At 50.2% G+C, this 12,119-nt stretch carries 2 protein-coding genes; both read right to left on the bottom strand.

Going from position 1 to position 12,119, the window contains the following annotated elements; translation table 11 throughout:
- Positions 1-46: 46 nt before the first annotated feature.
- On the bottom strand, positions 47-5,773 hold the full coding sequence (locus tag ACWHAR_RS03185) for a type I polyketide synthase (protein ID WP_032872222.1): 5,727 nt from the start codon (positions 5,771-5,773) through the stop codon (positions 47-49).
- A gap of 39 nt (positions 5,774-5,812) precedes the next feature.
- Entirely contained in the window at positions 5,813-12,109 is a 6,297-nt protein-coding gene (locus ACWHAR_RS03180; RefSeq protein ID WP_032872224.1) for a type I polyketide synthase, read from the bottom strand.
- Positions 12,110-12,119 lie beyond the last annotated feature (10 nt).

Raw genomic sequence — 12,119 nt, 5'->3', positions numbered from 1 at the left:
TATCCTCCTAAGAAAATTAAATTTGCTCCGTCATTTTGACAGGCAATCAGATAGTCACAAATTCATGAGGGTTCATTCCCTCGATCGGAATCGGCTTGGTCAGCTTCATCAGCCCCATACGGGAGATCGGCTGCGTCAGCAGAGTTTCCAGCGCCTGCATCCCTTCCGCACGGCTGATCAGCCCGAGACCGATTGCACTCAGTCTGTCAAACTCTTCAGAAATGTGATTGTCAGCCCGCTCCCAATAACCCCAGTTCATCACTTTGACCCGGCATGACAGCCGTCCGGAAAGCTCATGGGCAAATGCGTCTTTAAATGCGCACCCCGCCGCATAATGACTTTGGTTCGGATTCTTAATATATGAAATAACCGAAGAGAAAAAGAGAATAAAGTCCAAAGACTCTTTCGCAAATACTTCGGCAATGTTGACGGAAATATCCACTTTCGCCGCAAGGCCGGCGTGAAACTGTGATTCTTCCATATCTTTTACGCTTTCATTCGCAAATACCATCGCTGAATGAACGACGCCGCTGATGGTGCCGTATGTGTTTTTAATCTGTTCATAGGCGCGCTGAAGCGATGGAAGATCAGAAGCATCTGCGGCTATATATTCGGGAGCCGGGCCTGATGACCGGTACCGGTCTATTTTTTGGTGTATCCGGCTGTCCAGCGGCCTCCTCCCGATCCAGACGACTCGGGCTTTATACGTCGTCACCATATAATCTGTCCAAACCTCGCCGATGCCTCCCGCACCGCCGATGATGACATATACGCCTCCATAGCGGTAAGGAACACTTTCAGACGGCCCGCTTTGGACCGGAAGCAATTGAGGCCGGTACCATTCCTGATGTCTGCGCACCCACGCTTTACCCGTACGGTCGCGGGGCAGGCTGAATATGTCTTCTGCGGGGAAATCCCCCCCGTCTTCAAGATCGGCCAGACGGATGTGCCAGCTCGGATGTTCTTTAGCGAGAGACCCGACGAAACCGTGCACACTGGAATGAGCGGGACGCACCTCATCATATTGGGTGATAGGCTGTGCTTGGTGCGTAATCACCGTCATCCCTAGCTGCTCTTTTCCATACCCGAGACCGATAAGAGCTTTGGCCGCTCTGAAAATTTGCAGCACCCCGCTTTTTTGATCATGGCTGTCAGAATCAGCCGGCTGAGGGGCAAACCAGATCATATGCTGAATCTCACCGAGACGGCGGAGCCGATCAGATATCACTTCAACGGAAGCACTTTGGCCGATATCAAATCGCACAGCTTTAGGAAACAATCGTAAAACCGCGTCCGCCTGCCCGTCTGTACCGCCTATGATGACAGCTTTTGCTTCAGAAATGTGGAAGCCGGTTTGGTTGTCTATCGGTTCCGCGTCCCATACCTGCATTAGTTTGACGGCTCCGGTAAGGTTACCCGTCAGATCGTATTGCTTATTATCGGTTACGGCCGGCGCACTTTCGGCCATCCGGGCAGAAAATCCTTTTATCCTTACACACACATTGCCGCGTTCATCACATATATCAATGTCCATTCTTCGTACGGCCGGTGTTTCATGCGTCACAAATACGGCCGCCCACATGTTTGGACCGCACGTATAAAAAACGGTCAGTTCATGCAATTCAAAAGGCATTAACGGCTGCTCAGGATAACCCGCTTGATCTTCATTCATAACGCCGATGGCCGCCTGAAAAGCAGAATCAATCAGACTCGGATGGAGCACAAACTGTTCAGCCTCATCAGAAACGGAAGCAGGGAGCACCAATTTAGCCAAGGCTTCTTTCTCCCCGCAATAAATGTGATCAATTCCTTGATGTGAAGGTCCGTATACAATTTCCGCCTTTGCAAACGCCGCATAGCAGTCTTCTTTTGACAGCACTTTTTTGCGGCATCGCGCTTTCAGCTGTTCAATATGCAAAACCGGCGCCTCAGACAGCGGCTCAATCACAGCACTGCCTTCACAATAAATGTCTGGATCATTTTCATTGCTGTACACTCGAAATGAAACATTGCCGTTATCCTCCAAAGAAAGCCCTGTCGTCATACGCAGCGGCTCTTTTTTATGAACGGCCTGGCGTATCCAGCTGATATACCGCAGCGAAATGCCGGTTTTAGCCGTGTATTCAGCGGCTAACGGCGCGGCAGCCAGTTCAGCCGCGGCTCTCGCCATTTCAAGATAAGCCGCCCCGGGGAGAACACACTTGTTTCGGACGATATGATCGGCTAAGAAGAATTCATCTCCGTTCAGTATCGTACTGAATTTTTGTTCTAGCAAATCTGATGTATTGCGGTGAAGCAGCGGGTGAAGCCTGCTTTCTGTATTTACGGAAGTGACGGGATGATCGGGCTCCGGTATCCAATATCGTTCCTTTGCAAACGGATACGTCGGCAGACTCATCCTGCGCGGTTTCTCCTCCTGATACAGCCGCGTCCAGTCTATGTCAAATCCTTTTGACCACAGCTCCGCAAGTTTTTTGTAAGTGCCGCTGTCCATCCATTTTCGGATCAGCTCCTCCGTATCCTGATCATCATTCAGGAAACCCCTGATTTCCGTTCCGCTATCAGACCGCCCTTGAAAGCAGCCGTCAATCTGCCGTTTTTGTTCTGTAAATTCAGTTAATTTCCTGATCAGGTCCGCTTGATCGTTCACTAAAAAAACAAGCCGTTCTTCCATTGCCAGCCGTCCCGTTTGCAGCGTATACGCCAGTGACCGCAGGGAAAAAGGTTCATCAGGCTGCTTATCTAAGCCGGACTGACCGAAAAGACCGGAAAGAATATTCTTATATTTCTCATCGTTTGTCAGACATTCTGCTAAAGTCCGGACGGAAGTATGCTGTATGAGATCAGTCATGTCTATTGCCAGCCCGTATTGATCCGTCATCAGCTCAGCAAACTGTGTCAGCTGCATGACATCCAAGCCGAATTCCTTCCAATCCTGTTCACCATCTACCGAGCCGGACTCTACATGCAGAACTTCCGCCAGAACACTGCGCAGCGCATTTTCCAGCTGATTTTGCATTGTATCTATTTTGTCATGAAGCGGCCCGCTTCCTTCAGGCGCTTCATCTTTGAGAAACATCAGCAGGCGGGCAGCGTATTCTTTCAGCCGCTCCGGATTTTTCGCTGACAGAGGCACGATATACGGTCTCTCTTGATTCTCCGTAATGCCGGGGCTTTTGGGCCTGTACTCTTCTAAAATGAGATGAACGTTTGACCCCGTCGCCCCGAATGAACTGATGCCTGCGCGTCTCGGACAGGCATGTTCAATGCCGTTCTCTGTATACGCCGGCTTTTTCCATGACTCGGTTTTTTGCTGCACGTAAAATGGCGAGTCCTCTAAACGGAGATACGGATTCATCGTCTTTGAGTGCAAAGAAGGGACAAGCGTTTTGTGAAACAGCTGCAAAACCGTTTTATGAAGCCCGCTGATCCCGGCGGCTGATTCCGCATGTCCGATATTCGATTTAACGGAACCGATCGCACAAAATTGCCGATCCTCCGTAAACGTGCGGTAAGCTTTAACAAGACCTTGTATTTCAATCGGATCTCCTAAAGAAGTTCCGGTTCCGTGCGCTTCCACATAAGAAATCGTCCGGGGATCGATCCCCGTCTTTTCAAGACATTCAGCTATCATATCCCCCTGCGCCACGGGGCTCGGCACGGTAATCCCGCTGACGGTCCCCACGTGATTGACGGCGCTGCCTTTTATCACCGCATAAATATGATCTTTATCTTCTTCGGCCTTGTGAAGCGGCTTCAGCAGCACGGCACCGATGCCGTCAGCTGAGACATAGCCTGTGCCTCCTTCGCCGAACGTGCGGCACAGCCCGTCACTCGAATGCATATCCATCAAGCCGTATGTGATATATTTTGTCGGGTGCAATGATAAATTGACGCCTCCGGCAAGAGCTGCTTCACATTCACCGCGTCTCAGACTTTCCGCCGCCATATGGACGGCCGTCAGAGATGACGAACACACCGTGTCAACCGCCATGCTCGGCCCGTGAAAATTGCAAAAATATGAAACCCGGTTTGCGATCGGCGCATAGTTCAAGGGATAAGGAAAGACCAGCCCTTTGGCCGCAGCTTCAGCGCCGGCGAGAGAATAATCCATATGCATCACCCCGGCAAACACACCGACGTTCATTCTCTTATTCGGCCCTATCGGCTGAACGATTGTTTCCGGGGTGTAGCCCGCATCCTCAATCGTTTCCCAGCATGTTTCTAAAAACAATCGTTCTTGCGGATCTTTAGCTTCTGCCTCCCGCGGAGAAATCCGGAAAAATTTCGCGTCAAAACAATCCGGATCGTCTATAAAACCGCCCCATTTGGAAATCGGCTTGCCGGACGGCGATCGCAAATGCTCATATGTCCTCGTATCCCAGCGGGAACGAGGCACTTCCGTTACGCTGTTTTCTCCATTTTTTAAATTTGTCCAAAATTCACGAAGATTTTTGGCGCCGGGGTACCGTCCCGCCATCCCGACAATCGCAATATCTCCATTCTGCGTTCCGGCTGACGCCGATTTTTTCACGAGGTTTTGGGTCGTCCTCTTTTTTTCCCGGTGCAAAGGCTCAGCACTTGAATGCCCGCTTTGAGCATGGCCGAAACCGGCTCCGTAATGTTCGCACAAATATCCCGCCAATTCCGCGATTGTCGTGTATTCAAATAACAGTGTCGGCAGAAGCTGCGTTCCGATTTTTTGTTCAATTTCCTTTACCATGTCCAACAGCCCCGGAGAATCCAGGCCCATTTCATAGTAGCCGATATCCGGGTCAATCTCTTTCACAGGTTTGTTCAATCGGGCGGCAAGCAATTCTTTTAAATAAAGGATGCACTGTTCAATAAGGCCGGCGGAAGCCTCCGCATGGCGGGGCTCAGAAGGCGCCGGTTCCGCTTGCGGAGCCGGGACGGCATTCCGCCCGTCAGGTTCTTTCTTTTGCCGTTTCTGATTGATCAGTTCCGGGTCCCTCACCAGTTTATTGGCGAAGTTTTTCAGTTCGCCGACTTTTCTGCCTTCCTCATTGAAAAACTCCATTGTCACGTAAACGAGATCTTTCTTACGGGTGACGGATTCTTTTTTTATCTTAGTGATACATGTTGTCTGCAGCAATTCGGCGCAATAAAACGATTCATAAAACAGCGGCAGAAATAATTGCCCCTCCTCCCTCGTCAAAGGAGCGAGATATACATTGGAGCCGATGCTGCTCGCATCTATCAATGCGGGATGAAACATCGCCTCTTCTGCATGTTCCAGCTGATCCTTTTGCACCGACAGATCAATATAAATCTCTTTTTCAGTTTGGTAGACGCTTCCGCAGCCTTTCATCATTCCTGAATGAACCAGTTCTTGATCCCTGCATTCCGCGTAAATGTCCTCAAGCGGTATTTCTGCCGCCGTTTGTTTTACGGCATCCATCCGGACGCTCTCTTGGAAGCCGGCGGGCTTGACGGAATGCATTTGCGCCGCGGCATATACCTTTGTCTCTGCTGCTTCGTCACCTTGTTTTTGCCCTTTCACCTCCACCTTCCACTGCCCTTCGCCGTTCTCTGTACAATCAACGGAAAGCAGGATTGATTCTCCCTGTTCAGGAGCTAAAGGGTGAAAAATCGATAAGTGCCTGAGTTCAAGGCCGGCATAAAAAAAACCGTTTTCTCTGAAAGTCTGATAGATCAGGTCAATATAAGCCAGACCCGGCAGCAGTTCCTTTCCATAGGCTTTATGATGTTTCAGAACGGGATGCTGATTGTTAATAAGAAGCTGCTCTTGCATATGAACTTCCTCCATATCGACGTTCAATTTTCAGCGCAATCAGTAAGTCTTCATTTGTTTCCAAAACGTATTCGGACGGGATTTATGTGCGTTTTCATGCAGGCTTTCGGCTTTGTCCGGACGAATGGGCCGGCGCTTTAATTCCTGTCTCGGCAAAGGCTTTCTGACCGGGGTATACGCCTCTTGCTCCCAGGCTTCCACTATGACATGGGCATTCGTCCCTCCGTCAGCGAAACTGCTGACGGCGGCAATCCGCGGTGAATCCGTCCATTCACGCAGAGCGTGCGAAAAATAAAACGGCGAGGCGGACAAATCGTAATGTGTCATCGGCTCTTTGCCGGAAAGGAAAGGCACACGCATTCGGCGCGAGAGCATAAGCACTGTTTTAATGAATCCGGCAATCCCTTCAGCGCATAACGGGTGTCCGATATTCGGCTTCATCGACCCCAATTCGCAAGGCGAGCTGTTTTGCATACGGTACACCGCTTCAATCGCCCTCAGTTCCAAAAGATCCGTTACTTCAGAGCCTGAACCGTTTGCTTCAATGTAGCTGATATCCTCCGCTTTTCTGCCGCTTTTGGCAAGCGCATTGGCCATCACTTCTTTCTGCGCCTGTATATTCGGTGTGGCAGGCCCCGCGGTTCTGCCGTCATTGTTTACGGAAATGCCTTTAATGACCGCATGAATCCGGTCCCCGTCTTTTACAGCCTGGGCCGCTGTTTTTAAATACACCATTCCGACGCCTTCTCCCAATACGATGCCGCCCGTGCGGCGGTCAAAAATATGAAACGCAGGCTCTTCGCTTAACAGATTGCGAAGTTCGAACATCCGGTGGGTTTGACCGGATTCCAGCAGACTGACTCCCCCGACCACCGCTGAGTCGATTTCACCGCAAGAAAGCGCCTGTATCGCCATATTCATACCGACAAGCGCTGAAGAACAGGCCGTATCCAAAACGAGACTCGGCCCCTTCAAATCAAAGAACTGAGAAAGATTGGCCGCTAAGTAATTCGGGCCCGCGGCGACTATCGGATTTTTTGCATGTTTCAGATGGTTTGCGTCAGGCATACTGCCGCCGCGTCCTCCTAAATAGACACCGGCTGACCTGCCTTTCATTTCTTGTAAAGAGTAACCGCTGTCTCTGAACAGATGAAGCGCCTCTTCTAATATAAGAAAGGACTGGATATCCATTGCCCTGATGTCTTCTTCGGGAATAAGGAAAAACTCCGGGTCAAAATGCGTTACATTTTTTAAAAGGCCCGCATAATCCGCCTTCTCCGTTTTCCAGCGTTCTTTCGGCACCCTTTGAATGGCCGACGTTCCTTCAGACAGCAGCTTCCAATAAGCTTCAATTGATTCAGCTCCCGGAAAACGGCAGGACATTCCGACAACAGCGATGTCTTGAGCCGCTCTAGCGCCAGAAGGCTGAAAGACAGCGGCTGCAGTTTGTTTAGGAACGTCCGGGATTTTAGGCTGAACCGGTTTTGAAACGGCAGCTTTGATTTCCGGATATGCTGTTTCAAGCCATCCGGCCAGCGCAGCAACCGTAGGGTATTCATACAGCACCGCCGGGTCAAGGTCAGCTTTGATCCTCTTTCCGATCGCTCTGGACACTTGGGCAAGCATGATGGAATCGGCTCCGTAATCTTGAAACGGTGTATCAGATTCGAATCTTGACGGCTCCAGTCTTAATTCCCGGCAGCAAATGCCCGTCAGCCACTCCTCAACGCTTTCTGTATCGGCCTGTTCCTGCTGCTTTGTTTCAGTAAGGCCGGATGAAAGCAGCAGACGGTCAGGCTCCCATTTTTCCGGGTGAATGACGGCCGGCATAATAACAGATCCGCAATCGCCTGCCATGATGGCATCAAACAGGCTCAGCCCTTCTCTGTCAGTGATGCTCTTTAAACCGCTTTTCAGATAGGCCCGGCTTTTTGATTCGCCCATACCCGTTTCTTTCCAGCTCGGCCATTGAATGCTCAGCACCGGGAAACCTTTTGCGGCCGCAAAATAATCCATATAGGCGTTAGCCATGGCATAATCGCTTTGTCCCGCTCCTAATTCCGGCATCACGCCGGACACTGAAGAAAACAGCGCAAAAAACCGGAGAGGCTCCTTGTGCAGCGCTTGATACAACAGGTCCAGTCCGTCTGTTTTAGGCTCAACCACGGGCATCATCTGTTCTCTTGTTTTACGGATAAAGGCCGGATGATCGAGATCTACGGCTCCCGCTGCGTGTATCACGCCTCCTATCGGCCCCATTTGATCTTTCACCCGGCTGACGGCCTGCTCATATTCAGGGCCGGAAGATACAGACAGCACTTCCGTTCGGACACCTTTTTGTTCGAACTCTCTGATTCTTCTCACTTTTTCAGAAAACGGGGAATTCCGTTTGATATGATCATCCCACTCCGCTTTCGGCGGCATGGTTTCTTTTCCTGTAAGCACGAGTTTCGTGACTCCGTATCGTTCGGCAAAATGCCGGGCGAATAAATATCCGAGTCCCCGGGTCCCTCCGGTGATCCAGAGCACATGGTCTTTCGGAAATGAAAATTCTTTTTCTGCTAAGCTGTTTGTTTCTTTTAACCGCGCGTGATAGCGCACACCGTTTCTGTAACACACTTCGATGTCTTCAGAATCGCGAAAAAACTCCTCTGCGATCTGGTTTGCCAGCTCAGGATCTTCGGCAGTCCGTTCTGCATCCATATGCCGCGAGCGGATATCCTTATACTCACTTTGGAGCATCCGGTACAATCCGGCCTTTTTTGCACCTGAGAAATTTATCGTTTCATTTGCAAAAAGTTCAAGCCCCTTTGTCACACAAAGCAGCTGAAGCTTTCGGCCGCGGTTTCTGTTGTCAATGAGAGACTGCAGATGATGAATCCAGCCGTCATCATGATTGATTTCCGTTCCGCATCCGGTCACATCAATCAGACCGCCAAACCGGGACGCGTCCCCAGATATTTCCGATGACGCAGCGTCAATGATTTCAGACTCGGGGAAATAACGGCACAGCTCAACGGCCAAATTTCCTGTCTGGTGATCGGCGGCTATTCCGATGACGCCCCGCACTTCCTTAACCGAAACACTGCTGCTTTCTGCCCAGCTTTTCTGTAAAAAGCGGGTTTCACGCAATGTTTCAGAATGTGTTTCAGCATCACGAACATTGTCCGGCGCTGCATCGACCGGCCAATACCGGTCCTTTATAAATGGATAACCGGGAAGGCTGATGCGGTGCGGCAGGCTGCCATTATAAAGCTCTGACCAATCAATCTTCAGCCCTTTTACCCAAAGTTCCAGAAGCTTCGCGAATTTTTTTCGTTTCATCCATTTACGGACGGCGTCCTGCATATCTTCATCCTTAAAAACGGCTAGAATGTCTTTATACTGTTTGCTTTTTCCGAGAAAACAGCCGTCTGTCCCGCCATCAATAAAACGCTGCAGTTTTTCCGCTAACTGCTCTGTCGACGTCACGATAAACGCCGCACGTTCTTCCATCGCTTCTCTTCCGGTTTGAAGGGTGTAAGCCGCATCCCGGAGACTGCGGTCTGTGACGTCTTTTTTTCTGATCGCTTGAAGAAGCTGCTGCGCCCGCTGCTTCAGGCTGGCCTCCTGTTTGGCGGATAATAAAATGACTGCGGGATCTTCATCTGTGAATGGCTCAGAAATCTCTCTATCAGGTTCAATATATTCTTCTATCAATATGTGGGCATTTGCCCCGCCCGCACCAAAAGAAGAGATGCCCGCGATTCTCGGAATCTCTTTCTGCGCTCCGTTTTCCTCAATGACCGGCCGTTTCCAGTCTGCCAATTCACGCTGCACCAAAAACGGCGTCCGGTCGAATACAATATTCGGATTCAATTTCCGGCAATGTAAAGAGGGGGCCAGCTTGCGTTTTTGAAACTGGAGCAGCAGTTTCGTTACACCGGCAATGCCTGCCGCGGCTTCCAAATGCCCGATATTGGATTTAACTGAGCTGATGGCGCAAAAACCTTTATCTGACGTTTTCGTTTGAAATGCGCGGGTCAAACCGTCAATCTCGATCGGATCTCCGAGTTCAGTGCCCGTGCCGTGGGCTTCGATACAGCTGATCATCCGCGGATGTATTCCTGATTTTTCAAGCGCGCCGGAAATCACGTCAGCCTGGGCGCTCGGACTCGGCACTGTATACCCGTTTGTTCTGCCTCCGTGATTGATATGAGTGCCGCGAATCACACCGTAAATATGGTCCTTATCAGCCATCGCTTTTGACAGCGGCTTTAACAGCACGGCCCCGACGCCTTCCCCGGGAACAAATCCGTCCCCGCCTTCACCGAAACTTTTGCACGTTCCGTCTTTTGAAAGCATTCGATAGGCGCTGAGCTCCGCATAAGCCGAAGAATGCGTATACACATTCACACCGCCGGCAATCGCCATGTCGCATTCGCCGCGAAGGATGTTTTCACACGCTTCATGGATTGCAGTCAGCGAAGACGAGCACATCGTGTCGACCGGCATGCTCGGCCCTTTCAGATTAAGAAAATAGGAAACTCTGTTGGCCGCTGAACTGAACGACGTTTTCGGCTGCAGGGTCCCGCCGTTTTTCCAGTACATTCCGTACCCGTTTTTCGTAATGCCCGCAAAAACGCCGACCCGGCCGTTATACAGATTCTCAAGCTGTTCCTTCGTATAACCGGCATCCTCCAGCACCTGCCAGCACATTTCAATAAAGAGACGCTCCTGCGGGTCCATATTCAAAGCATCACGGGGTGAAATTTGAAAAAACAGCGGATCAAAGAAAGCGGCATCTTTCAGAAACCCGCCCCGCTTACTGTAACTTTTCCCTTCTTTCACGGCCTCTTCGGGATCAGGGTTGTAGTACTTGTCCTTTTCCCAGCGCTCTTCGGGAATTTCCGTCACACAGTCTTTTCCGGCTGCTAAGTTATCCCAGTACGCTTCAAGTGTTTCAGCTTGCGGATAACGTCCGCTGACTCCGATAATCGCAATCCCTTCTTTTGTCTGGTTCTCATTGGAAAAAGAAGGCCGTTTCTTTCGCTTGATAAACGACGGAAGCACCGGAAAATCTTCATTTGCCAAAACCTGTTCTGATATGCCTGAACGGTGCTCATCATCATTTGTCCACTTTCGGCATTCTTTTGGATAATCCGTGACAAAGTGAGCAGCCAGGGAGCCCAGTGTCTTATATTCGTAAAAAACCGTTTTGGAAAGGTCACCGAAAAGCAGAGACAATTCGCGGTTCAATTTCGTCACAGTGACTGAGTCGATTCCGTAAGTTTCCAGCGGCTCTTCAGTATCTATGTTGGAAACAGCAATTTTTGTAGTCAGGGCAAAAAGCGTTTTGAGCTGAAGAAGCGTTTGTTCATACAAACGTTCACTGCGGTGTTCGGCATTGGTTTTTCCGGGAGCGCCCGTCTTGATGACAGGCTGCAGCTTCAACCCCGACAGGGAAGCCCATATTTTTCCTTCTTCGTCACATAAATCAATATAAAAGCTCCCCGCCTTCTCTTGTATCTCGGCCCATACCTTGTCAGGACAAGGTTCATAAAACAAAAGCTCGTCCAATGAAACCGGGGCGAGCGTTTTATATTCTTTGCCGCCAAGCAACGCGCATGCCTCTGTCACACTTTGCATCACACAGGGAGGGAAGCCGAATCGGGCGGATTCTTTTTGGTCTGTCAATGGAATTGATATGTCTGCCAGCATCCGCCCTGCTGAGGCGTAAATACGCTCAATTCCTTTCATGTGCTCACTGTATTGAACGGTATCGTTCTGAGTGATGGCTTCAATTTGCTGCTGATCCATCAGGGAACCGCTGTTTTCCTTCAAGCGGCTGATATCCAGCATGCCAGGCGCAGCATCAACTGGCTGAATCGTCCCTTGGCTGTACACATCATAATGACTTAAATCGGCAGAAAATGGATTATAAACCTCAAACCTTTTGGCTTCACCCTCTGCGGGTATCAGCCTGATTTCGATATGGAACGGCTCAGCCTCAGTCAGAATGGGCTTTGACCACACGATATGCGTCAGCCGGACAGCCTCAGTCTCCTTTACTGTCAAAGCAGCCGCAGCTCTCGCCATTTCCAAAAGAAGTTCTCCGGGCATAAGCTTTTTACGCTGTAAAGAAACATCAGCGAGAAAAAATTCCCGGCCGCTGAAAGCTGCCGAGAATCCCAGTCCCGTTTCATCGGAAATATGCTGCTGAGCAAGCGGATGAAGGGAATCCGCTTGGCGAAGTCCCATCCGCATATCATAATCGCGCAAAATGCCGATCGCATCCTGTTTTGTCATTTTTTTATTTTTGACGTCAGAAAAAACCCGGTGCAGAAACTCTTTCATATGGTTTCCT

The sequence above is a fragment of the Bacillus sp. LR--39 genome (assembly GCF_053613335.1).
This window is presented reverse-complemented; position numbering and strand designations above follow the sequence as displayed.

Bases quoted from the DNA above. Each gene is read 5' to 3' on its own strand.
- ACWHAR_RS03185 (WP_032872222.1), bottom strand. From the start codon at position 5,773: ATGCAAGAGCAGCTTCTTATTAACAATCAGCATCCCGTTCTGAAACAT.
- ACWHAR_RS03180 (WP_032872224.1), bottom strand. From the start codon at position 12,109: ATGAAAGAGTTTCTGCACCGGGTTTTTTCTGACGTCAAAAATAAAAAA.